22 protein-coding genes are annotated in these 23,824 nt (G+C 62.8%); 20 read left to right on the forward strand and 2 right to left on the reverse strand.

What is annotated here, in order from left to right; translation table 11 throughout:
* The first annotated feature begins 79 nt into the window (after positions 1 to 79).
* From F0P97_RS03870 to F0P97_RS03885, 4 genes are all read left to right on the forward strand, one after another.
* On the forward strand, positions 80 to 916 hold the full coding sequence (locus F0P97_RS03870; protein WP_182285693.1) for an IclR family transcriptional regulator: 837 nt from the start codon (positions 80 to 82) through the stop codon (positions 914 to 916).
* An 88-nt stretch (positions 917 to 1,004) separates the two neighbouring features.
* Positions 1,005 to 1,712 carry a transposase gene (locus tag F0P97_RS03875; RefSeq protein WP_182285694.1) on the forward strand — a complete coding sequence of 236 codons (708 nt, stop codon included), beginning with the start codon at positions 1,005 to 1,007 and terminating at the stop codon, positions 1,710 to 1,712.
* Between the two features lie 182 nt (positions 1,713 to 1,894).
* Positions 1,895 to 6,631, forward strand: coding sequence for a glutamate synthase-related protein (locus tag F0P97_RS03880; protein WP_182285695.1), 4,737 nt, complete (start codon positions 1,895 to 1,897; stop codon positions 6,629 to 6,631).
* A 73-nt stretch (positions 6,632 to 6,704) separates the two neighbouring features.
* Entirely contained in the window at positions 6,705 to 8,180 is a 1,476-nt protein-coding gene (locus tag F0P97_RS03885; protein ID WP_012837053.1) for a glutamate synthase subunit beta, read from the forward strand.
* A gap of 144 nt (positions 8,181 to 8,324) precedes the next feature.
* Here F0P97_RS03885 and F0P97_RS03890 read toward each other — a convergent pair whose 3' ends face one another.
* A complete protein-coding gene (locus tag F0P97_RS03890) occupies positions 8,325 to 8,774 on the reverse strand; it encodes a DUF3293 domain-containing protein (protein ID WP_182285696.1) in 450 nt (149 codons plus the stop codon).
* Between the two features lie 266 nt (positions 8,775 to 9,040).
* Between F0P97_RS03890 and F0P97_RS03895 the strand changes: the two genes are divergently transcribed.
* The 16 genes from F0P97_RS03895 to F0P97_RS03970 all read left to right on the forward strand — a co-directional run bounded on the left by F0P97_RS03895 (position 9,041) and on the right by F0P97_RS03970 (position 22,071).
* Positions 9,041 to 9,850, forward strand: a complete 810-nt coding sequence (locus tag F0P97_RS03895) for an amino acid ABC transporter substrate-binding protein (RefSeq protein WP_182285697.1) — start codon at positions 9,041 to 9,043, stop codon at positions 9,848 to 9,850.
* Between the two features lie 143 nt (positions 9,851 to 9,993).
* A complete protein-coding gene (locus F0P97_RS03900; RefSeq protein ID WP_182285698.1) occupies positions 9,994 to 10,647 on the forward strand; it encodes an amino acid ABC transporter permease in 654 nt (217 codons plus the stop codon).
* A complete protein-coding gene (locus tag F0P97_RS03905; protein ID WP_420093895.1) occupies positions 10,628 to 11,404 on the forward strand; it encodes an amino acid ABC transporter ATP-binding protein in 777 nt (258 codons plus the stop codon). Before F0P97_RS03900 ends, F0P97_RS03905 begins: the two co-directional genes overlap by 20 nt.
* Before the next feature lie 221 nt (positions 11,405 to 11,625).
* On the forward strand, positions 11,626 to 12,438 hold the full coding sequence (locus tag F0P97_RS03910) for an ABC transporter ATP-binding protein (RefSeq protein WP_182285699.1): 813 nt from the start codon (positions 11,626 to 11,628) through the stop codon (positions 12,436 to 12,438).
* Positions 12,435 to 13,211 (forward strand): lipid asymmetry maintenance ABC transporter permease subunit MlaE, encoded by a 777-nt coding sequence (mlaE, locus tag F0P97_RS03915; protein ID WP_182285700.1) that lies wholly within the window; start codon positions 12,435 to 12,437, stop codon positions 13,209 to 13,211. The genes F0P97_RS03910 and mlaE overlap by 4 nt, the downstream gene beginning before the upstream one ends.
* Positions 13,212 to 13,240: 29 nt before the next feature.
* The gene (mlaD, locus tag F0P97_RS03920) at positions 13,241 to 13,741 is read left to right on the forward strand and encodes an outer membrane lipid asymmetry maintenance protein MlaD (RefSeq protein WP_182285701.1); all 501 of its coding nucleotides are present in this window, start codon (positions 13,241 to 13,243) and stop codon (positions 13,739 to 13,741) included.
* Positions 13,738 to 14,541: a VacJ family lipoprotein gene (locus F0P97_RS03925; RefSeq protein ID WP_182285702.1), complete on the forward strand. Its 804-nt coding sequence runs from the start codon at positions 13,738 to 13,740 to the stop codon at positions 14,539 to 14,541. Before mlaD ends, F0P97_RS03925 begins: the two co-directional genes overlap by 4 nt.
* 80 nt (positions 14,542 to 14,621) lie before the next feature.
* Positions 14,622 to 15,254, forward strand: coding sequence for an MlaC/ttg2D family ABC transporter substrate-binding protein (locus tag F0P97_RS03930; RefSeq protein WP_182285703.1), 633 nt, complete (start codon positions 14,622 to 14,624; stop codon positions 15,252 to 15,254).
* 19 nt (positions 15,255 to 15,273) lie between these two features.
* Positions 15,274 to 15,600: an STAS domain-containing protein gene (locus tag F0P97_RS03935; RefSeq protein ID WP_182285704.1), complete on the forward strand. Its 327-nt coding sequence runs from the start codon at positions 15,274 to 15,276 to the stop codon at positions 15,598 to 15,600.
* Positions 15,601 to 15,674: 74 nt separating this feature from the next.
* Entirely contained in the window at positions 15,675 to 16,610 is a 936-nt protein-coding gene (locus F0P97_RS03940; RefSeq protein ID WP_182285705.1) for an ABC transporter ATP-binding protein, read from the forward strand.
* Positions 16,607 to 17,362 carry an ABC transporter permease gene (locus tag F0P97_RS03945; RefSeq protein WP_003058656.1) on the forward strand — a complete coding sequence of 252 codons (756 nt, stop codon included), beginning with the start codon at positions 16,607 to 16,609 and terminating at the stop codon, positions 17,360 to 17,362. Before F0P97_RS03940 ends, F0P97_RS03945 begins: the two co-directional genes overlap by 4 nt.
* A gap of 73 nt (positions 17,363 to 17,435) precedes the next feature.
* Entirely contained in the window at positions 17,436 to 17,678 is a 243-nt protein-coding gene (locus F0P97_RS03950) for a BolA family protein (protein WP_003062090.1), read from the forward strand.
* Positions 17,679 to 17,769: 91 nt separating this feature from the next.
* Positions 17,770 to 19,041: a UDP-N-acetylglucosamine 1-carboxyvinyltransferase gene (gene murA / locus F0P97_RS03955; protein WP_182285706.1), complete on the forward strand. Its 1,272-nt coding sequence runs from the start codon at positions 17,770 to 17,772 to the stop codon at positions 19,039 to 19,041.
* Positions 19,038 to 19,700, forward strand: coding sequence for an ATP phosphoribosyltransferase (gene hisG, locus F0P97_RS03960; RefSeq protein ID WP_034364421.1), 663 nt, complete (start codon positions 19,038 to 19,040; stop codon positions 19,698 to 19,700). The genes murA and hisG overlap by 4 nt, the downstream gene beginning before the upstream one ends.
* Positions 19,701 to 19,721: 21 nt before the next feature.
* Complete coding sequence (hisD, locus tag F0P97_RS03965; protein ID WP_182285707.1) at positions 19,722 to 21,038, forward strand: histidinol dehydrogenase; 1,317 nt, start codon at positions 19,722 to 19,724, stop codon at positions 21,036 to 21,038.
* Positions 21,039 to 21,138: 100 nt separating this feature from the next.
* Positions 21,139 to 22,071: a hypothetical protein gene (locus tag F0P97_RS03970; RefSeq protein WP_182285708.1), complete on the forward strand. Its 933-nt coding sequence runs from the start codon at positions 21,139 to 21,141 to the stop codon at positions 22,069 to 22,071.
* Between the two features lie 36 nt (positions 22,072 to 22,107).
* On the opposite strand, the gene F0P97_RS03975 is transcribed toward F0P97_RS03970, so the two are convergent.
* Positions 22,108 to 23,673: a serine hydrolase gene (locus F0P97_RS03975; RefSeq protein WP_182285709.1), complete on the reverse strand. Its 1,566-nt coding sequence runs from the start codon at positions 23,671 to 23,673 to the stop codon at positions 22,108 to 22,110.
* Positions 23,674 to 23,824 lie beyond the last annotated feature (151 nt).

Raw genomic sequence — 23,824 nt, forward strand, 5'->3', positions numbered from 1 at the left:
AGACTTGCGCCATTGGCGCTAAAATGTTCGCATATAGAACATTTGTTCGCTAAAAGAATTGTAGGAAAGGATGAAGAAAATGGAGACTGTAAAAACCACATCAGGGAAAACCCCTGTTGAGATCGATGCAGCCCCGCTCAAGCCCGGCGACAGCTATGTGCAGTCCTTTGCCCGCGGACTGGAAGTCATTCGTTCGTTCAGTGCCAGGGCGCCGGAGCAGACGCTCAGCGAGGTGGCTGCCGCCACGGGTCTGACACGTGCCGGTGCAAGGCGCATCCTGCTGACGCTGCAGACGCTGGGCTATGTGCGCAGCGACGGCAAGTACTACGCACTCACTCCGCGCATCCTGGATCTGGGCTTTGCCTATCTGAGCTCCACGCCGCTGTGGAATCTGGCCGAGCCGGCCATGGAGGCGCTGGTGGACGAGGTCAAGGAGTCATGCTCGGCCGCCGTGCTCGAAGGTCTGGACGTGGTCTATGTGCTGCGCGTTCACACGCACAAGATCATGAGCACCAATCTGGGCGTGGGCTCGCGACTGCCCGCCTTCTGGACATCCATGGGCCGGGTGCTGCTGGCGGCACTGCCCCCTGATGAGCTGCGGGCGCTGATGGCCCGGCGCGAACAGCGCGCCTTCACGCGCCACACGCTGACTGGCGACGACGAACTGTATGCCGAGATTGCACGTGTGCGTGAGCAGGGCTGGGCCCTGCTCAACCAGGAGCTGGAGGAGGGGCTGATCTCGATTGCGGCCCCCATACGCAATGCACGCGGCCAGACGGTGGCGGCGCTCAACATCAGTGGTCAGGCCAACCGCACCAGCGAGCAGATGATGCGCGAGAGGCTGCTGCCGCAGTTGCTGGCCGCTACGCGCCACATCAGCCAGTTGCTGAGTGCTTCGGGCCGCATGCATCTGTGATGTCTGGCGTTTGAGAGCGTGTCGGCTCTGGCGCGACGCTTCATAATGACCGAACGCCTTCCCTGTCGCCCCTGTCCAAGTCCGCTCCATGGCCCGTCTTCCCCGTCTCACGCTGGCAAACATGCCGCACCACATCATCCAGCGTGGCAACAACAGCGGCGAGATCTTTGTGGACGCGCAGGATCGCCTGGTCATGCTGGATCTGATGCGCGAGATGGCGCGGCGCTTCGATGTCGATGTGCATGCCTATGTGCTCATGCCCAATCACTTCCATCTGCTGCTGACGCCCAGGACGGAGCAGGGCGTGCCCCGGTTCATGCAGGCCGTGGGGCGCAGCTATGTGCGTTACTTCAACAACCGGCACGGGCGTACCGGCACCTTGTGGGAGGGACGTTACCGCTGTACCGTGCTGCAGGCCGAGCAGTGGCTGATGGCCACCATGGTCTCCATGGATCTCAACCCCGTGCGCGACGGGCTGGTGCAGCGCGCGGTGGACTGGCCCTGGTCCAGCTATGCGCACAACGCAGGCCTGCAAAGCGATGCGCTCATCAGCCCGCACGCGCTTTTCTGGGCCCTGGGCAACACGCCGTTTGCCAGAGATGCTGCTTATGTCAGGGCCGTGGAGGCCGGTCTGGATGCCGATACCCAGGCGCAGATCAGTCATGCAGCCCTGCGTGGCTGGGCTCTGGGCGAGCCCGATTTCATTGAAAATTTGCAACAAAAAACCGAGCGGCGCGTGAAGCGGCAGAAGGCCGGCAGGCCTGCAGCACGCACAGCTTCGGTGCACGAGGACTAGGCGGCTTTTCCAACTCCTTGTTTTTATTGGAAGACTTTGCTTGATTTTTATATGTCCCTAATTAAATGCAAATAAAAAAAGTTGGGAATTAATTAGAATCTGACCCCAATTAATACTTATTGCATAACTTCATGTCATGTCGTAATCTTGCGTTCCCCGCGATTGATATAAGAGGATTCCCCATGACGACTGCTGCCGAGATCAAGTATCTCCAGGACCACGGTCTGTACTCCAAGAGCAACGAACACGATGCCTGCGGTCTGGGCTTTGTGGCCCATATCAAGGGTCAGAAGCGCCATGACATCGTGCTGGGGGCACTGAAGATCCTCGAGAACATCGACCATCGCGGTGCCGTGGGTGCGGATCCCCTGATGGGCGACGGCGCCGGTATCCTGATCCAGATTCCCGACCAGCTCTACCGTGAAGAAATGGCCAAGCAGGGCGTGGCACTGCCTCCTGCAGGCGAGTATGGCGTGGGCATGATCTTCCTGCCCAAGGAACATGCTTCGCGCCTGGCTTGCCAGCAGGAGATGGAGCGAGCCATCAAGGCCGAAGGTCAGGTGCTGCTGGGCTGGCGCGATGTGCCGGTGAACCGCGATATGCCCATGTCGCCTACCGTGCAGGAAAAGGAACCCATCCTGCGCCAGGTCTTCATCGGCCGTGGTGCCGATGTCATCGTGCAGGACGCGCTGGAGCGCAAGCTGTACGTGATCCGCAAGACGGCCTCGGCCGCCATCCAGAACCTGGGCCTCAAGCACAGCAAGGAATACTACGTTCCCAGCATGAGCAGCCGCACCGTGGTCTACAAGGGCCTGCTGCTGGCCGACCAGGTGGGGGTGTACTACCGTGACCTGGCAGACGAGCGCTGCGTCTCGGCCATCGGCCTGGTGCACCAGCGCTTCTCCACCAACACCTTCCCCGAGTGGCCTCTGGCTCACCCCTATCGCTATGTGGCCCACAACGGTGAAATCAACACCGTGCGCGGCAACTACAACTGGATGCTGGCGCGCGAAGGCGTGATGGCCTCTCCCGTGCTGGGCGAAGACCTGCAGAAGCTCTATCCCATCAGCTTTGCCGGCCAGTCCGACACCGCCACCTTCGACAACTGCCTGGAGCTGCTGACCATGGCCGGCTACCCCATCAGCCAGGCCGTGATGATGATGATTCCCGAGCCCTGGGAGCAGCACGAAGCCATGGACGAGCGCCGCCGCGCCTTCTATGAATACCACGCTGCGATGATCGAGCCCTGGGACGGTCCCGCCTCCATCGTGTTCACCGATGGCCGCCAGATCGGCGCCACGCTGGACCGCAACGGTCTGCGTCCCTCGCGCTACTGCATCACCGATGACGACATGGTGATCCTGGCTTCCGAAGCCGGCGTGCTGCCCGTGCCCGATAGCAAGATCGTGCGCAAGTGGCGCCTGCAGCCCGGCAAGATGCTGCTGATCGACCTGGAGCAGGGTCGCATGATCGAAGACGAAGAGCTCAAGGCCAACGTCGTCAACACCAAGCCCTACAAGCAGTGGATCGAGAACCTGCGCATCAAGCTCGACGAGGTGGAAATCCCCGCCGATTTCAAGGCACCCGCAGCCAAGACCGAGCTGTCCCTGCTGGACCGCCAGCAAGCCTTCGGTTTCACGCAGGAAGACATCAAGTTCCTGCTGACCCCGATGGCTGAAAAGGGCGAGGAAGGCATTGGCTCCATGGGCAATGACAGCCCGCTGGCCGTGCTGTCCGACAAGAACAAGCCGCTGTACAACTACTTCCGTCAGATGTTCGCCCAGGTGACGAACCCTCCCATCGATCCGATCCGCGAAGCGATCGTGATGTCGCTGGTGTCGTTCGTGGGTCCCAAGCCCAACCTGCTGGACATCAACCAGGTCAACCCGCCCATGCGCCTGGAGCTGCAGCAGCCCGTGCTCGACTTCGAAGGCATGGCCAGGTTGCGTGATATCGAAAAGCACACCAACGGCAAGTTCAAGAGCTCGACGATCGACATCACCTACCCGCTGTCCTGGGGCAAGCAGGGTGTGGAAGCCAAGCTGGCTTCGCTGTGCGCCCACGCCGTGGACGAGATCAAGGGCGGTGCCAACATCCTGATCATCAGCGACCGCAACATGAGCGCCACGCAAGTGGCCATCCCCGCGCTGCTGGCGCTGTCCGCCATCCACCAGCATCTGGTGCGTGAAGGCCTGCGCACTACAGCCGGTCTGGTGGTGGAAACCGGCACGGCCCGCGAAGTGCATCACTTCGCCGTGCTGGCCGGCTACGGTGCCGAAGCCGTGCACCCCTATCTGGCGATGGAGACCCTGGTCGACATCTTCAGCCGCGAAGCTGCCCCCATCACTGCCGACAAGGCCATCTATCACTATGTGAAGGCCATCGGCAAGGGTCTGTCCAAGATCATGTCCAAGATGGGCGTGTCCACCTATATGTCCTACTGCGGCGCCCAGCTGTTCGAAGCCGTGGGCCTGAACAGCGAGACCGTGGACAAGTACTTCACGGGCACTGCCAGCCGCGTGGAAGGTATCGGCGTCTTCGAGATTGCCGAGGAAACCATCCGCAACCACGAGGCTGCCTTCAGCGACGACCCCGTGCTGGAAACCATGCTGGATGCCGGTGGCGAGTACGCCTGGCGTGCCCGTGGCGAAGAGCATATGTGGACGCCTGACGTGATCGCCAAGCTGCAGCACTCCACACGTGCCAACAACTTCAGCACCTACAAGGAATACGCTCAGCTGATCAACGACCAGACCAAGCGCCACATGACGCTGCGCGGCCTGTTCGAGTTCAAGTTCGATCCCGCCAAGGCGATTCCCGTGGACCAGGTCGAGTCGGCCAAGGAAATCGTCAAGCGCTTTGCCACGGGTGCCATGTCGCTGGGCTCCATCTCCACCGAAGCCCATGCCACGCTGGCCGTGGCCATGAACCGCATCGGCGGCAAGAGCAACACCGGCGAGGGCGGCGAAGATCCCAAGCGCTATCGCAACGAGCTCAAGGGCATCCCCATCAGCAAGGGCGAAACCCTGGCTTCCATCATCGGCAAGGACAAGGTCGAGTCCGATATCGAACTGCAGGCTGGCGACTCGCTGCGCTCCAAGATCAAGCAGGTCGCGTCCGGTCGTTTCGGCGTGACTGCCGAATATCTGGCCTCTTCGGACCAGATCCAGATCAAGATGGCCCAGGGCGCCAAGCCCGGCGAAGGCGGCCAGCTGCCCGGTGGCAAGGTCTCCGACTACATCGGTGCACTGCGTCACTCGGTGCCGGGTGTGGGCCTGATTTCGCCTCCTCCCCACCACGACATCTACTCGATCGAAGACTTGGCGCAGCTGATCCACGATCTGAAGAACGTGGCTCCGCACGCCAGCATCAGCACCAAGCTGGTGTCCGAAGTCGGTGTGGGCACGATCGCCGCAGGCGTGACCAAGTGCAAGAGCGATCACCTGGTGATCGCAGGGCACGACGGCGGCACCGGTGCCTCGCCCTGGTCCTCCATCAAGCATGCGGGCGGTCCCTGGGAAATCGGCCTGGCCGAAACCCAGCAGACCCTGGTGCTGAACCGTCTGCGCGGTCGTGTGCGTGTGCAGGCCGACGGCCAGATGAAGACTGGCCGCGACGTGGTCATCGGCGCTCTGCTGGGTGCTGACGAGTTCGGCTTCGCCACGGCTCCGCTGGTGGTGGAAGGCTGCATCATGATGCGCAAGTGCCACCTCAACACCTGCCCCGTGGGCGTGGCCACGCAAGACCCCGTGCTGCGTGCCAAGTTCACCGGCAAGCCCGAGCATGTGGTGAACTATTTCTTCTTCATCGCTGAGGAAGTGCGCCAGATCATGGCCCAGCTGGGTATCGCCAAGTTCGACGACCTGATCGGCCGCTGCGACCTGCTCGACACCCGCAAGGGCATCGAGCACTGGAAGGCTCAGGGCCTGGACTTCAGCCGTCTGTTTGCCCAGCCCGAAGTGCCTGCCGACGTGGCCCGCTATCACGTGGAAAGCCAGGATCACCTGCTGGACAAGGCGCTGGACGTCAAGCTCATCGAGCGCTGCAAGCCTGCCATCGAAAACGGCGAGAAGGTGCGCATCATGGAAGTGGCGCGCAACGTCAACCGCTCCGTCGGTGCCATGCTCTCGGGCGCGGTGACCAAGCATCACGCCGAAGGCCTGCCAGACGACACCATCCGCATCCACTTCGAAGGTACGGGTGGCCAGTCCTTCGGTGCCTTCCTGTGCAACGGCATCACGCTGAACCTCAGCGGCGAAGCCAACGACTACACGGGCAAGGGTCTGTCCGGCGGCCGTGTGGTGGTGCATCCCAGCCATGAGTTCCGTGGCTCGACGACGAGCAACACCATCGTGGGCAACACCGTGATGTTCGGCGCCACCAGCGGTGAGGCCTTCTTCAGCGGCGTGGCCGGTGAGCGCTTTGCCGTGCGTCTGTCCGGCGCCACGGCCGTGGTCGAAGGCGTGGGTGACCACGGCTGCGAATACATGACCGGCGGTACCGTGGTCGTGCTGGGCAAGACCGGCCGCAACTTCGCGGCCGGCATGAGCGGCGGTGTGGCCTATGTCTACGACGAGGACGGCAAGTTTGCCGAGCGTTGCAACACCGCTTCGGTGAAGCTGGAGAAGGTGCTGCCGCATGACGAGTTTGTCTCGCGTGTCGATCCCGGCATCTGGCACCGCGGCCAGAGCGACGATCAGCAGCTGCGCAATATGGTGGAGGCTCACAGCCGCTGGACGGGTTCCAAGCGCGCCCGTGATCTGCTGGACAACTGGGCCGCAGCGCGTGCCAAGTTTGTCAAGGTGTTCCCGACCGAGTACCAGCGTGCACTCGGCGAGATCTTTGAACGCAAACAGAAGGAAAAGCAAGCTGCGAAAGCGCCAGCAGCTCCTCAAAAAGAAGCAGTAGCCGCCAAGTAAACACGGCTCCAAGCGGTGGCGGCCAGGCGGCCACCGCACTGCAAGCGAACACAGATTTCAAGGATTAAAGATCATGGGAAAGACCACCGGCTTCATGGAATACGAGCGCATCGAAGAGGGCTATGCCCCCGTTGCGGAACGTCTCAAGCACTACAAGGAATTCGTCATCGGCCTGACGACCGATCAGGCCAAGGTGCAGGCTGCACGCTGCATGGACTGCGGCACGCCGTTCTGCAACAACGGCTGCCCGGTCAACAACATCATTCCGGACTTCAACGACCTCGTGTATCAGGGTGACTGGAAGAACGCCATCACCACGCTGCACAGCACCAACAACTTCCCCGAGTTCACGGGCCGCATCTGCCCCGCACCCTGCGAAGCTGCCTGTGTGGCCAATATCAATGGCGACGCCATCGGCATCAAGTCCATCGAGCACTCCATCATCGACCGTGCCTGGAGCGAAGGCTGGGTCAAGCCCCTGCTGCCCAAGCACAAGACCGGCAAGAAGGTGGCCGTGGTCGGTGCCGGCCCTGCAGGCATGGCAGCGGCCCAGCAACTGGTGCGCGCCGGCCACGACGTGACCCTGTTCGAGAAGAACGACCGCGTGGGCGGCCTGCTGCGCTACGGCATTCCCGACTTCAAGCTGGACAAGGGCCTGATCGACCGCCGTGTCGAGCAGATGGTGGCCGAAGGCCTGAAGATCCGCACCGGCGTGCTGATTGCCGGCAAGGACGGTCTGGGCAAGGATTCCAAGGTCACCAACTGGGCCAAGGAAACCATCAGCCCCGAGCAGCTCAATGCCGAGTTCGATGCCGTGCTGCTGACCGGCGGCTCCGAGCAGTCGCGTGATCTGCCCGTGCCCGGCCGCGATCTGGAAGGCGTGCACTTCGCGATGGAGTTCCTGCCCCAGCAGAACAAGGTCAATGCGGGCGACAAGCTCAAGGGCCAGATCCGTGCGGACGGCAAGCATGTCATCGTCATCGGCGGCGGCGACACCGGCTCCGACTGCGTGGGCACCTCCAACCGCCATGGCGCCAAGAGCGTGACCCAGTTCGAGGTCATGCCCATGCCGCCCGAGCAGGAGAACAAGCCCCTGGTCTGGCCTTACTGGCCGATCAAGCTGCGTACCTCGTCCAGCCACGACGAAGGCGTGGTGCGTGAGTTCGCGATCTCGACCAAGGAATTCGGCGGCGAAAAGGGCAAGGTCAAGAGCCTGACCACCGTGCAGGTCGAGTTCAAGGACGGCAAGCTGAGCGAAGTGCCCGGCACGGAAAAGGTCTGGCCTGCCGATCTGGTGCTGCTGGCCATGGGCTTTGTGAACCCGGTTGCCACCGTGCTCGAAGCCTTTGGCGTCGACAAGGATGCACGCGGCAACGCCAAGGCCAGCACCGACTTCATCGGCGGCTATGCCACCAGCGTGCCCAAGGTGTTCGCTGCCGGCGACATCCGCCGCGGCCAGTCGCTGGTCGTGTGGGCGATTCGCGAAGGCCGCCAGGCGGCGCGTGCCGTGGACGAGTTCCTGATGGGCGCCAGCGAACTGCCTCGCTGATCACTCACAGCGGGTCATCACACAAAAGGCATTCCCTGGAATGCCTTTTGTTTTTGATAGCTGCAAGCGCTTGCCTTAAATGGAATTCAGAGATATTTCAATAGTTCTTTGATTGCTGTAGAGCGCAAGGCGCTATCAAAAAAGTCAGCGCAGCCACAGAAGCCGGGGGCAGGCGTCGGCACCGCTCCACAGCACGGCGTTCTGCTGCCAGTGCCGCCCCCATTGCAGCGCCGTGTCGGCGCCCATGCCCCAGATCAGCACGCTGTCCTCTGCGGGCCACTGGCCTTGCGGGTCCTGGCCGCAGCCGTCCAGATACTGCCAGCCCTCGCTGTCCAGCGCATGGCGCAGGGCGCGCATGCGACGGGCGTTCTCCGCCGGCTCCAGGATCTGTCCCCAGGGATTGCAGGCCGTGAGATAGCAGGCGGCCTGGATGAGCTGCCGTCCCAGTTGTTGCCCGAGCCAGTCGTTGTGTTCACCTGCGCGTAGCGTCTGTGCGACAGCGCCCTGGGGTGCATCGACCCGGTAGAGCGCGTCGCGATAGGCCTGCTGCAAGGCGGCGGGGAGCTGGCTGGTGTCGGGTGACGCTGGTGACATGGTGTGGAGTTTGGCAAGCTTTCACTTGGTGAGGACTTGCGCAGACAAGAATGCAACAACGGCCTGCCCCCTGAGGCAGCCGTCTTGCCTGAACCTGTTTTGCGTAAGTCGTGATGGTTTTGCGACCGGCGAGTGACGCACTGGCCCGTCTGCGCGACAATAGCGGATTCGGCGCTGGCGGCAGCCCGGCTTCGGGGCGGCTGCGGTGGCCCCGGACGGGAGACAAAGCCCCTGCCTCCGCTTTTTCCACTTCATATTTTGACGCCATGAAAAAACGTACCCTGCTGGCCTCGGTGGCCCTGACTGCAATTTTGGCTGCCTGCGGCAAGAACGAGCCCGCAAGCAACACTGCTGCAGCTCCTGCGCCCGCTCCTGCGGCAGCTGCCGCCAAGCTGGTGGTGGGCCTGGACGACAACTTCCCGCCCATGGGTTTCCGTGATGACAAGAACGAGCTGGTCGGTTTCGACATCGACATGGCCCGTGAAGTGGCCAAGCGCGCCAATATCGAAGTGGAGTTCAAGCCCATCGACTGGAACGCCAAGGAAGCCGAGCTGCTGGGCAAGCGTGTGGACGCGCTGTGGAACGGCCTGACCATTCTGGAAGAGCGCAAGGAAAAGATCCTGTTCTCCGATCCCTACATGGTGAACAAGCAGATCATCATCGTGAAGGCCGGCTCTCCCATCAAGAGCAAGGCCGACATGGTTGGCAAGATCGTGGGCGCCCAGGAAGGCTCCAGCGCCGTGACCGCCCTGACCAAGGACAAGGAACTGTCGGACAAGTTCAAGGAAACCAAGCTGTTCGGCGACAACATCACGGCTCTGATGGATCTGGAAGCCGGCCGTCTGGACGTGGTGGTGGTGGATGAAGTGGTGGGCCGTTTCCTGGTCAACAAGAAGCCCGAAAACTACGTGGTGCTGGCTGATGACTTCGGTACCGAAGACTATGGCGTGGGCTTCCGCAAGGACGACGAAGCCACACGCAACAAGGTCAACGATGTGCTGACCGAAATGAAGAAGGACGGCAAGGCTGCTGAAATCGCCCAGAAGTGGTTTGGCGCTGACGTGATCAAGCACTAATCCCTTTTTCGTGTACTGCACCGGCAATGCCTGGCATTGCCGGTTTTTTTTGCGACGACAATGCGTGCAAACACTTCCTTTTGCGCACGCCCGTGCCTGTGGCGGGCTTTCGATAGCTGCAGCGCCACACTGAAGGCCATTTGATGGACTATGTAATCTCGCTCCTGGGGCCCATGTCGGCTGGTGCCCTTGTCACACTCAAGCTGTTTTTCATCACGCTGGTGCTTTCCATCCCTCTGGGGCTGGCGTTGGCGCTGATGCGCATCTCCAGCATCAAGCCGCTGAGCGGCGCCGTAGGCGCCTATATCTGGCTGATGCGCGGCACGCCGCTGATGCTGCAGCTGCTGTTTGTTTACTTCGCGCTGCCCTTTGTGCCCTACATCGGTGTGCGCCTGCCCGACTTTCAGGCGGCCGTGGTGGCGTTTGCGCTGAACTACGCGGCCTATTTCGCTGAAATTTTCCGTGCCGGCATCAAGTCCGTGGACCGCGGCCAGTACGAAGGCGCCAAGGTGCTGGGTATGACTTATGCCCAGACCATGCGCCGCATTGTGCTGCCCCAGATGTGGGCCCGCATCCTGCCGCCCGTCAGCAACGAGACCATTACCCTGGTCAAGGACACTTCGCTGATCTATGTGCTGGCGCTCAACGACCTGCTGCGCGTGGCGCGCGGCGTGGTGCAGCGCGACTTCAGCTTCACGCCCTTTGTCGTGGCTGCGGCCTTCTATCTCATCATGACCCTGGTGCTGACCTGGGGCTTCCAATACCTCGAGAAACGCTATGCCAAGTACGACGCCTGACGTGATGATTTCCGCCCGGGGCATCCACAAGGCCTTTGGCAGCAACGAAGTGCTGCGCGGGGTCTCTCTGGAGCTGTTGCGCGGCGAGGTGGTGGCCGTGATCGGCCCGTCCGGCTCGGGCAAGAGCACTTTTTTGCGCTGCCTCAACCACCTGGAGACGATTGACCGCGGCACCATCAGCATCGAAGGCGAGGTGTTGGCGCGCTCCGAGGGGGAGGCCAGGGCTCAGTATGTGAGCGATGCCGAAATCCGCAAGATCGGCCGCAAGATGGGCATGGTGTTTCAGTCCTTCAATCTGTTTCCCCATCTCACGGTGCTGGAGAACATCATTGAGGCGCCGCTCATCGTCAAGGGCATGAAGCGCGAAGACATCCTTCCCAAGGCCGAGGTTCTGCTTGCCAAGGTGGGGCTGGCCGCCAAGCGCGATGCCTACCCCAACCATCTCTCCGGCGGTCAGAAGCAGCGCGTGGCGATTGCCCGTGCGCTGGCCATGGAGCCGGACATTCTGTTGTTCGACGAGCCCACCTCGGCGCTGGATCCCGAGCTGACCGGTGAGGTGCTGCGCACCATGCGCGAACTGGCCGAGGAGCATATGACCATGCTGGTCGTGACCCACGAGATGGGTTTTGCGCGTGAGGTGGCCAACCGCGTGATCTTCATGGATGGCGGTCACATCGTCGAGCAAGGCCCGTCCGAAGCATTCTTTGTTGCGCCTCAGCACGAGCGCACCAAGGCGTTTCTGCAGAATATGTTGTAAATAAGTCGCAACTGCTGATGCGATTTCATATCGCAAAAAAAGCAGTTTGCGCATGCACAACAAGCGCTAAATGCTCCTGAAACAGGAGCGGAAGCTCTGCGATTCAAACCAGGTCTTGAAGAAACATTCGTGAATGTATGTTTACTTGGGACTAACCCGAGCTTTTTGCCGAGCTTGTCGGCACAATACCAGTTTGCTTTCTCTTGAGCGGCTATTCACGCATGTCACCCAACGCACCCTTTGTGGAACTGCGCAATGTCACCTTTGGCTATGGTGACCGCGTCATCCTGCGCGATCTGTCCCTGCAAGTGCCGCGCGGCAAGGTCACGGCGCTGATGGGCGCATCGGGCGGTGGCAAGACCACGGTGCTGCGTCTGATCGGCGGGCAGAACCGCGCCCAGCAGGGCCAGGTGCTGTTTGACGGCCAGGATGTGACCACCATGGATGCGCAGCAGCTTTACGCCGCGCGTCGCCGCATGGGCATGCTGTTTCAGTTCGGTGCGCTGTTCACCGACATGAGCGTGTTTGACAATGTGGCCTTTCCGCTGCGCGAGCACACCGATCTGCCCGAAGAGCTGATTCGCGACATCGTGCTCATGAAGCTGCATGCCGTGGGCTTGCGCGGGGCGCGCGATCTGATGCCTTCCCAGGTATCGGGCGGCATGGCCCGCCGCGTGGCACTGGCCCGCGCGATTGCGCTGGATCCCGAACTGATCATGTATGACGAGCCTTTCGCGGGCCTGGACCCTATTTCACTGGGCACCTCGGCGCAGCTGATCCGCCAGCTCAACGATGCCATGGGCCTGACTTCGATTCTGGTTTCCCACGATCTGGAAGAAACCTTCCGCGTGGCCGACCACGTGGTGATTCTGGGGGCCGGCAGCGTTGCCGCCCAGGGCACGCCCGAAGAGGTGCGCGCCAGCAGCGATCCGCTGGTGCAGCAATTCATCCATGCCAGACCCACGGGGCCTGTGCCGTTCCACTATCCCGGCGTCAGTGCCGATGAGGACTTCGGCAGCAGGAGGCGTGCATGAACTTTCTCGCACGCATTGGCCTGGCAGTGCGCTGCCAGCTGGTCAACATGGGGATCGGTGCGCGCCTGTTGTGGCGCCTGCTGGGCTTGATGGGGCCGGCACTCAGGCGACCGCGCCTGATCGGCGACCAGATTCACTTTCTGGGCAATTATTCGCTGGCCATCATCGGCGTCTCCGGACTGTTCGTGGGCTTTGTGCTGGGTCTGCAGGGCTATTACATCCTGCAGCGCTATGGCTCGGCCGAGGCGCTGGGCATGATGGTTGCCCTGAGTCTGCTTCGAGAGCTGGGACCCGTGGTCACTGCCTTGCTGTTCGCGGGCCGTGCCGGTACGGCCCTGACGGCCGAAATCGGTCTGATGAAGGCCGGTGAACAGCTGTCGGCCATGGAAATGATGGCAGTCGACCCCGTCAAACGCATTTTGGCGCCGCGCTTCTGGGCCGGGCTGATCACCATGCCCTTGCTGGCTGCAGTCTTCAGCGCCGTCGGCGTGCTGGGCGGCTGGCTGGTGGGGGTGGTGCTGATCGGCGTCGACAGCGGTGCTTTCTGGGGCCAGATGCAGCAGGGCGTGGATTGGTGGAGCGATCTGGGCAACGGCGTGCTCAAGAGCTTTGTCTTCGGCCTGGCCGTGACCTTTGTGGCCCTGCTCGAAGGCTATGCGGCCAAGCCTACGCCCGAAGGGGTTTCCCGGGCCACCACCCGTACCGTGGTCGTGGCTTCGCTAGCGGTGCTGGGGCTGGACTTCCTGCTCACCGCAACCATGTTCAGCATTTGAGGCTGCACAGCAGATAGAGGTAAAAAATCATGCAGCAAAAGAAAAGTGATATCTGGGTCGGCCTGTTTGTGCTGATCGGTGCTCTGGCCCTGGTGTTCCTGGCCTTGCAGTCGGCCAATCTGCTGAGTCTGAACTTCCAGAAGACCTATGTGATTACGGCGCGTTTTGACAATATCGGCGGGCTCAAGCCCAAGGCGGCGGTCAAGAGCGCCGGCGTGGTCGTGGGCCGTATCGAGTCCATCACCTTCAACGACCAGACCTTTCAGGCCGATGTGGCCATGAGCATGGAAACCCGTTACGCCTTTCCCAAGGATAGTTCGCTGAAAATTCTGACAAGCGGCCTGCTGGGCGATCAGTACATTGGTATTGAAGCGGGCGCCAGCGAAGAGAACCTCAAGGCAGGCGACCGCGTGACAGCCACCCAGTCTGCCGTGGTGCTCGAGAATCTGATCGGTCAGTTTCTCTACAGCAAGGCGGAGCAGGGTGGTGATTCCGGTGGTGCCGCAGCCAACGGGGGAGCGAAAGAATGATGACGACAACAAGCTCACCAACGAAATTGGTGTCAAACAAGGCGCAAGCGCTCAGGCGCAGTGCGCTGGTAGCTGGCGTTTCCGTAGCAGCTTTGCTGACCGGCTGCGCCACCACCACGGCCACAGGCCCCGCCAATCCAGCCGATCCGCTGGAGTCCATGAACCGCAGCATCTATTCCTTCAACGAAGGCGTGGACGAGGCGATCTTCAAGCCCGTGGCCACGGCCTATCAGACCGTGACGCCGCGCCTTGCCAGAGATGGTGTGACCAATTTCTTCGACAACCTTGGCGATGCCTGGTCCTTCGTCAACAATGTGCTGCAGGGCCAGGGTGGGGACGCTTACAACTCCATGGTGCGCTTCAGCGTCAACACGGTGTTCGGCATTGGCGGTCTGTTCGACATTGCCAGCGAGGCCGGCATCGAGCGTCGGAAGCAGGATTTCGGTCAGACCCTGGGCCGCTGGGGCGTGTCTACCGGGCCATATCTGGTGCTGCCGTTCTGGGGGCCTTCCACGGTGCGGGATTCGGCAGGCCTGCTGGTCGATGCCTTTGGTTATCCCGCCAACACCATGGATGATGTGCGCTGGCGCAACAGCCTGTTCGGTCTGCGCATGGTCAACAACCGTGCCAATCTGCTCAAGGCCGGTGATGTACTGGACTCCGTTGCGCTCGACAAATACAGCCTGGTGCGCGATGTCTATCTGCGCTCACGCATTGGCGGCGCGGCGTCCGGCGGCGATGGTCGTCTCGAAAACTATGATGACGACAACGCCGGCAAGCTGCCCCCGGAAGGCCAGTGAGCCGGTAGAGCTTGGTTACAAACATGATGCTCAGGCTGCGCGAGTGCGGTGACACTTGCGGGCCTAGGAGAAAAAACGCAATGAAGATTACTCGTCGCATGTGGGGCATGGCAGCAGGTGCCATGCTCGCTCTGAATCTGGGTCTGCCCGCCGCCCAGGCTGCTGAGGAAGCGCCTGACGCACTGGTCAAGCGCGTCTCTGCCGATGTGCTGGAGACCATCAAGAAGGACGCCTCGCTGCGCAACGGCGACGCCAGCAAGATCAATGCGCTGGTCAATGAGAAGGTCATGCCCTATGTGGACTTCCGCCGCATGACATCGGCCGCTGTCGGTCCGGCCTGGCGTCAGGCCACGCCCGAGCAGCGCCAGAAACTGCAGGACGAGTTCAAGGCCCTGCTGATTCGCACCTATGCGGGGGCCCTGTCCCAGGTCGGCGATCAGACCATTACCGTAAGGCCAGTGCGCATGGCTGCCGGCGACACCGACGTGCTGGTGCGTACCCAGGTCAACGGCCGTGGCGACCCCGTGCAGCTGGATTTCCGTCTGGAAAAGCAGGCCACGGGCTGGAAGCTCTACAACTTCAACGTGCTCGGTGTGTGGCTGGTGGAAACCTATCGCAACCAGTTTGCGCAGGAAATCAATGCCAACGGCATCGACGGCCTGATCAAGACCCTGGCCTCGCGCAGCTCCATGCCGGCGACGGCCACCAAGTAAGCAAAGCGCTTCAGACGTCATGACCCGCTCAGCTAGCAACCCTCTGCAACTGCCCAAGGAACTGACCTATCGTCAGGGGCGCGACTGTCTGCTGCGTCTGCGCCCGCTGGTCACGGGCCATGCGGATGCCCAGGTGGTGCTGGATGCCAGCGCCGTCAAGGTGTTTGACTCGGCGGCTCTGGCCGTGCTGCTGGCCTGCCGGCGTGCAGCCCAGGAGGTGGGCAAGCAGCTCATCGTCGAAGGCCTGCCCAAGGGGCTGCAGTCCATGGCCGCGCTGTATGGCGTGGACGGCTTGCTGATGCCCGCTCCCGTGCCCGATGCGGCCGCCACCGCTCAGCAGGGCTAGGCTGACGAATCACTGTGTCCGGCTAAGCCCCGCCAAGGCAGAGGCTGTGGGCAAGCCCTAGAATCATGGGCTCCATGTCCGCAGTCTCATTCCAATCCGTCTCCAAGACCTACCGCACCCCCAAGGGGGATTTTCAGGCCCTCAAATCGGTGAGCCTGGATATCGAGGAAGGTGAATTCTTCGGTCTGCTCGGCCCCAACGGTGCCGGCAAGACCACGATGATCAGCATCCTCGCCGGACTGGCGCAAGCCACGGGCGGGCGCGTGCTGGTGCAGGGCAGCGATGTGCAGGCCAATTACGCCGATGCACGCCGCAAGCTGGGCATCGTGCCGCAGGAGCTGGTGTTCGACCCCTTCTTCAATGTGCGCGAGGCCTTGAGATTCCAGTCCGGATATTTCGGCGTCAAGAACAACGACGACTGGATCGACGAGCTGCTCGACAGCCTGGGCCTGACGGACAAGGCCCACAACAATATGCGCCAGCTCTCGGGCGGCATGAAGCGCCGCGTGCTGGTGGCTCAGGCCCTGGTGCACAAGCCGCCCATCATCGTGCTGGACGAGCCCACGGCCGGTGTGGACGTGGAGCTGCGCCAGACGCTGTGGCATTTCATTGCCAAGCTCAACAAGCAAGGCCATACGGTGCTGCTGACCACTCACTATCTGGAAGAGGCCGAGGCGCTGTGCAGCCGCGTGGCCATGCTCAAGCGCGGCGAGATCATCAAGCTCTCGCCCATGAGCGAGCTGCTCAAGTCGGCTTCCAGCAATGTGTTGCAGTTCAAGACCGATAGCGCCCTGCCCAAGGCCGTGGCCGACAGGGCCCGGGTCACAGGTCGAATCGTGCAGATTCCTGCCGCCCATGCCGGCGATGTGGAGCAACTGCTGGCCGCTTTGCGCGAGGCGGGCGTGACCCCCGAGGATGTGGAAATCCGCCGTGCGGATCTGGAGGATGTGTTCATCCACATCATGAATGAAGGCTCCAGGACACAGGCTCCTGCAGGAGGTGTCCAATGAACGGCTGGCAGACCCTGCTCAAGAAGGAAGTACTGCGCTTCTGGAAGGTGAGCTTTCAGACCGTGGCTGCACCGGTGCTCACGGCCGTGCTGTATCTGCTGGTTTTCGGCCATGTGCTTGAAGGCCGGGTCATGGTCTATGACCGCATCCCCTACACCGCGTTCCTGATTCCCGGTCTGGTGATGATGAGCATGTTGCAAAACGCATTTGCCAACAGCTCGTCCAGCCTGGTGCAGAGCAAGATCATGGGCTCGCTGGTGTTCGTGCTGCTCACGCCGCTGTCGCACTGGGCCTGGTTCAGCGCCTACGTGGGCGCGGCGATTCTGCGCGGCCTGCTGGTGGGGCTGGGCGTGTTTGTGGTCACCTTGTTCTTTGCCGTGCCCGACTTTGCCGCGCCGCTGTGGATTCTGGTGTTCGGCTTTCTGGGCTGTGCCCTGATGGGCACGCTGGGCCTGATCGCCGGTCTCTGGGCCGAGAAGTTCGACCAGATGGCGGCTTTCCAGAACTTTCTGATCATGCCCCTGACCTTTCTGTCCGGCGTGTTCTATTCCGTGCACTCGCTGCCCGGCTTCTGGCAGGCGGTCAGCCATGTCAACCCGTTCTTCTACATGATTGACGGCTTCCGCTATGGCTTCTTCGGCCAGAGCGATGTCTCGCCCTGGCTCAGCTTTGCCATCGTGGGCGCTGCCTGGCTGGCCGTGAGCGCGCTGGCCGTGCACCTGCTGCGTATCGGCTACAAGATTCGTAACTGATTTTTAGAATTGACGCAGGGCTGCTTGCGAGACAATGACCGGTTTCGCCAGCTTTTGCGCATAAAGGTTCCCCATGACTGCAGACCAACTCAAAGACCTGATCGCCGCCGGCCTGCCCTGCGAGCATATTGCGCTGGAAGGCGATGGCCGACATTGGTTTGCCACCATTGTTTCTGCGCAGTTTGAAGGCCAGCGTCTGCTGGGCCGCCAGCGCCTGGTGTATGCGACGCTGGGCAACCGCATGGCCACCGATGAAGTCCATGCCCTGTCCATGAAGACCTACACCCCGGCAGAGTGGGCTGCGGCCCAGGCCTGATGCGAGTCGAGACGCAAGATTGATAGCTGTCAGCGCTTGATGCACAGGCGCTGAATGCATTTTTTATACATAACATTCAAGGCTTGAAGCCATGGACAAACTCAAGATCCACGGTGGTCGTCCCCTCAAGGGCGAAGTAATCATTTCCGGCGCCAAAAACGCCGCTCTGCCTGAAATGTGTGCCGCACTGCTCACGGCCGAGCCCGTGCATCTGCACAATGTGCCGCGTCTGCACGATGTGGCCACCATGCGCAAGCTGCTGGCCAATATGGGTGTGCAGACCGAAACCCATGGCGAACGCGGCGGCATGAGCTTTGTGGCACCCGACAGCCTGGTGCCCGAAGCGCCTTACGAGCTGGTCAAGACCATGCGCGCCTCGGTGCTGGCCCTGGGCCCGCTGCTGGCCCGCTTCGGCCACGCCAAGGTGTCGCTGCCCGGCGGCTGCGCGATAGGCTCGCGTCCCGTGGATCAGCACATCAAGGGCCTGCAGGCCATGGGTGCCATCATCACCGTGGAAAACGGCTACATGCATGCCAGCCTGCCTGAAGGTCGCAAGCGTTTGAAGGGCGCACGCATCACCACCGACATGGTGACCGTGACCGGTACCGAGAACTTCCTGATGGCCGCTGCGCTGGCCGAAGGCGAGACGGTTCTGGAAAACGCCGCCATGGAACCCGAAATCACCGATCTGGCCGAGATGCTGATCAAGATGGGGGCCAGGATCACCGGTCACGGCACCAGTCATATCGTGATTCAGGGCGTGGACAAGCTGCATGGCTGCGAGCACCAGGTGGTGGCCGACCGTATCGAGGCCGGCACCTTCCTCTGCGCCGTGGCGGCCACCAGCGGTGAGGCTCTGCTGCACCACGCGCGTGCCGACCATCTGGGCGCCGTGATCGACAAGCTCAAGGATGCGGGCGTGAGCGTGGACTGCGTGGACGGCGGCCTGAAGGTGGCGTCCTCCGGCAAGCTCAAGGCGCAGGGCTTTCGCACCACCGAATATCCGGGCTTTCCCACCGATATGCAGGCCCAGTTCATGGCGCTGAACCTGGTGGCCGAAGGCACCAGCATGGTGACCGAAACCATCTTCGAGAACCGCTTCATGCATGTCAACGAGATGGTGCGCCTGGGCGCGCGCATCACCACCGACGGCCGCGTGGCGACCATCGAAGGCGGCAAGCGCCTGTCCGGCGCCACCGTGATGGCGACCGATCTGCGGGCTTCGGCCAGCCTGGTGATTGCCGGTCTGGTGGCCGAGGGCGAGACCATCGTCGATCGCATCTACCACCTGGATCGTGGCTACGACCGCATGGAAGACAAGCTGCGCGCCCTGGGCGCCGATATCGAGAGAATTTCCGCATGAGCACCGCAACGCCTGTGACCATCGCCCTGTCCAAGGGCCGCATTTTTGAAGAAACCGTGCCCCTGCTGGCCGCTGCCGGCATCGAGGTGACCGAGGATGTGGAAAAGTCGCGCAAGCTGATTTTCGACACCAACCGTCCCGATGTGCGCGTGGTGCTGGTGCGCGCTTCGGACGTGCCGGTCTATGTGCAATACGGCGGGGCGGACCTGGGCGTCTCGGGCCTGGATTCGTTGATCGAGCATGGCGGCCAGGGCCTGTACCAGCCGCTGGACCTGCAGATCGCCAAGTGCCGCGTCAGCGTGGCCGTGCGTAACGGTTTTGACTACCAGCTGGCGGTCAAGCAGGGCGCGCGCCTGCGCATCGCCACCAAATACCCCGAGATCGCGCGCAATTTCTTCGCCAAGAAGGGCGTGCACGTGGACATGGTCAAGCTCTACGGCTCCATGGAGTTGGCGCCGCTGACCGGCATGGCCGATGCCATCGTCGATCTGGTGTCCACCGGCAACACGCTCAAGGCCAACGATCTGGTCGAGGTCGAGCCGATCATGGACATCAGCTCGCGTCTGGTCGTCAACCAGGCTTCGCTCAAGCTCAAGCAGGCTCCGCTGCGCCACATCATCGATGCGTTTGCGCAGGCCGTTGCCGCCAAGAACAACTGATTTTCCCCACAGGTAAATACTATGGAATTCGTAGCTGCTCCCGCCCGTCTTTCAACCGCTGATGCCCAGTTCGAGCATGATTTTGCCCAGCGTCTGCATTGGTCGGCGGACACGGACGCAGCCATCGAGCAGCGCGTGGCCGATATCCTGGCCGATGTACAGCAGCGTGGTGATGCCGCCGTGCTCGAGTACACGGCCCGCTTTGACGGCCTGCAGGCCGATTCCATGGCTGCGCTGGAGCTGACCAAGCAAGAGCTGAAAGCCGCTTTCGAGAGCCTGCCCGGTGCCGAACGTGAAGCGCTGGAGTCGGCGGCACGCCGTGTGCGCAGCTATCACGAGGCGCAGAAGAAGGCCAATGGCGAGAGCTGGAGCTACCGCGACGAGGACGGCACGCTGCTGGGCCAGAAGGTCACGCCGCTGGACCGTGTGGGCATCTACGTGCCCGGCGGCAAGGCCGCCTATCCGTCCAGCGTGCTGATGAACGCCATTCCCGCCCATGTGGCCGGTGTGCAGGACATCATCATGGTCGTGCCCACGCCGCAGGGTCAGAAGAACCCGCTGGTGCTGGCTGCTGCCTATGTGGCGGGCGTGCATCGCGCCTTCACCATTGGCGGCGCCCAGGCCGTGGCCGCTCTGGCTTACGGCACGGCCACCGTGCCCAAGGTGGACAAGATCACCGGCCCCGGCAATGCCTATGTGGCCAGCGCCAAGAAGCGCGTGTTCGGCATCGTGGGCATCGACATGATTGCCGGTCCTTCTGAAATCCTGGTGCTGGCCGACGGCACGACCCCGCCCGACTGGGTGGCCATGGATCTGTTCAGCCAGGCCGAGCACGACGAGCTGGCCCAGTCCATCTTGCTGTGCCCCGATGCTGCCTATCTCGATGCCGTTCAGGCCGCGATCGACCGCCTGCTGCCCGAGATGCCGCGCAAGGCCATCATCGCCAAGAGCCTGAGCGACCGTGGCGCGCTGATCCTGACCAAGGACATGGAAGAGGCTTGCGCGATCAGCAACCGCATCGCGCCCGAGCATCTGGAAGTCTCCAGCCGCGACCCGCATCGCTGGGAGCCTTTGCTGAGGCACGCCGGCGCCATCTTCCTGGGTGCCTATACCTCGGAGAGCCTGGGCGACTATTGCGCCGGCCCGAATCACGTGTTGCCGACCAGCGGTACGGCGCGCTTTTCCTCGCCGCTGGGGGTGTACGACTTCCAGAAGCGCAGCTCCATCATCGAAGTCAGCGAGGCCGGTGCCCAGATCCTGGGCAAGACCGCCGCCGTGCTGGCCTATGGCGAAGGCCTGCAGGGCCATGCCAGGGCTGCCGAAATGCGCCTGAAGTAAACCGGCGAGCACCTGCCCCCTGAAGCCGTGGCCTGTCCACGGCTTTTTTCGTTGCCAGGCAGATCCACATGTCCGTCGTCCCGGGGCAAATCGTCTCCATATGTTTCCTGGCGCGGGAAAGCGTGGATTTGCGGTGACACTCGGCGGGCTGCGTGGCAGCGCAGCATTCCATAGCCAATCACAACAAGGGAGCGTGAAGATGAATCAGGTCATGAGTTCCTGGCAGCAACGCGGCTGGCGGCTGCTGGGCGGACTGCTGCTGGTCGCCGGGCTGGCCGCCTGCGGTGCACCGCCTTCGGCGCAGGATGCCTTGCAGGTCGCCGAGCGCGGATCGGCAGCGCCGCGCACGCCCAGGGTCGAGTCCACACTGGGCACGCAATGGGGGGAAGGGCGAGAGTCGGTCACACGGACCGTGGAAGCTGCGCGCCTGGATCCTGAGCGCCCGCGCACCGTGGCACAGCTGCGCTACTCCGATGAGGCCAGCATCCGCCGCGCCCTGGGACGCAGCATTGATCAGCAGCTCAGCGTGCAGCTGGCCGACGGCGACGTGGAGTGGGTGGTGCAGGACGGGCAAGGCCGGCCGCTGCCCATCTACACCATGCGCGGAGCTCGGGACTATCAGCTGGCCGGCCGTCATGGCGAGCGCTACGAGCTGGTCTACAGCAACCGCAGCCAGCGTCACTATGAGGTCGTTGCCACGGTGGACGGCCTGGATGTGCTCACCGGCCAGGCCGGCAGCGTGCACAGCGCCGGCTATCTGCTGCGTCCCGGCGAGACCCTGCGCATCGAGGGTTTTCGCAAGAGCCAGCGTGAAGTGGCTGCCTTTCGCTTTGCCGGCAAGGAGCGTGCCTATGCCGGCAACACCCCGGCTGGCGACGCCCGCAACGTGGGCGTGATCGGAGCGGCCCTGTTTGAAGTCCGGCTGCAGGGGCGCGATGCCGCTCAGCCTGCGCCCGGGCGCCGCGGCGCGGCCGAGCCTGCGGCTTTTCCCGCCGACGGCAGATATGCCCCGCCGCCGCAGTACCGGCGCTGAGGTCTTTGGCGCTGCCGCCTGCAGCCGCAGCGCCTCTCAGGCCCGTCTGCTGAACTGGCCCAATCCGTCGTCGTCATAGAACTCCAGCCAGAGGCTTTGGGCCGGCGCTGCGTCACCTGCCTCGAAGACCGCCAGCGAAATGCTGTGCGGAGCTGCGCTTTCGTTGCCCGGGACAAAGCAGAACTGGCTGCCGTTCCAGTGCTGCAGCACATAGGTCTGGGCTTGCGGGCCTATGCTTAGCTGCAGCCGGTTGTCGACGAGGCTGACCTGCACCGGGCCGTGGTAGGCGTTGTCATAGCTTCCCGCATAGCGCTGCAGCGCGCCCGGCGGCTGGGGCGCAGACGGAGGCTGCTGGCCCAGCAGGGAGCCCGTGGGCGCCATCAGCGGAGCGATCTTTTCGCTGTACAGCGACCACCAGTCCTGCGTGAGGCGGCCGGTCTCCATCAGGTCCACGAACTGGCGACACAGGGTTTCGGGAACGCCGATGGGCATGCCGTTGGTGAGCACGATGACGGCGGCGTCCAGCGAGGGAATGAGCATGAAGCAGGTGGCCGCGCCCAGCATGAAGGCGCCCGAATGGCTGAGGAACTTGAGCCCGCCATCGGTCGCTGCGACATTGAAGCCGAAGCCGTAGTGCCCTCCCGGCGCCTGTGGCTGCCAGGCGGCTTGCAGGGCCGCTGGGGCGACCAGCTGCTGTCCCTGCCAGCGCCCCTGCGCCAGCAGCAAAGACAGCCAGCGCGCCATGTCGTTGACGCTGGAGCTGGCGCCGCCGGCCGGTGACTGGGGGTCGGCATTGCGCGGCGTGCCGCGCTGCCAGCTGCCGTCATCGACGCGCACATGCGGGCTGGCACGGTTGGCCTGCTGCATGAATTCGGCATAGACCGATGTGGTTCGCGTCATGCCCAGAGGCGCATACAGGGTCTGGCGAGACAGACTCGCCCAGTCGGTATTGGCAGCGCCTGCGACGCCCACGGCGGCGGCAGTCAGCCCGGCATTGGTGTAGGCGTATTCGCTGCGCAGCGGTTTGACGGGCAGCAGACGCAGCCGCTCCAGCACCACCTGCTGGTCATTGCCCAGCTCCTCGAGCTTGTCGCCCGCATGGTCGGGCAGGCCGCTGCGGTGGGCAAACAGATCGCCCACGGTCAGCACCGCGCTGCTGCCCGGATTGCGCAGCGCAAACCAGGGTAGCAAGTCCTGCATGCGGCTGTCCCAGGAGACCCGTCCCAGGCCGACCTGGCGCGCCACGACGGTGGCAGCCAGGGATTTGGAGACCGAGGCTAGCTGGAACACGGTGTCGGCATTCACGGCTGCACTGCCTCCGGTCTCGCAAAGCCCCAGGCCTTGGGCGACAAGCGTTTGCGCGCCCTGGACCACGGCCCAGGCCATGCCCGGAACACCGCTGACACGGCGCAGCGTCGCAGCCAGTTCGGGTAGTCGCCCGGCTGCCTCCGCGGCGCTCAGGCCTTTTGCTGGTACGTCGTCTCCGCCGCAGCCCGCCAGAGCCAGCCCGGAGCCGGCCGCGATGCCCAGACCGGCTCCGGCGCGGACGGTGCGATCGAGCATCTGGCGTCTGGTCCATGTGGTCTCGGATTGCTGGCTCATGATTTCTCCTCCCGGTTGGTGGGCCTGCGCTTGCAGAGGGGCAAGTTCCTGGCGAACTGTTTTTTGCTCTGCAGTATGGATTCCAGCAGGCCATTCTGGCAATTTGAAATTCAACACGAATTTCGTGTTGCACGAAATTCGTGTACCATGC

Source organism: Comamonas testosteroni, assembly GCF_014076415.1.
In the GTDB taxonomy this organism is placed as follows: Bacteria; Pseudomonadota; Gammaproteobacteria; order Burkholderiales; family Burkholderiaceae_C; genus Comamonas; species Comamonas testosteroni_F.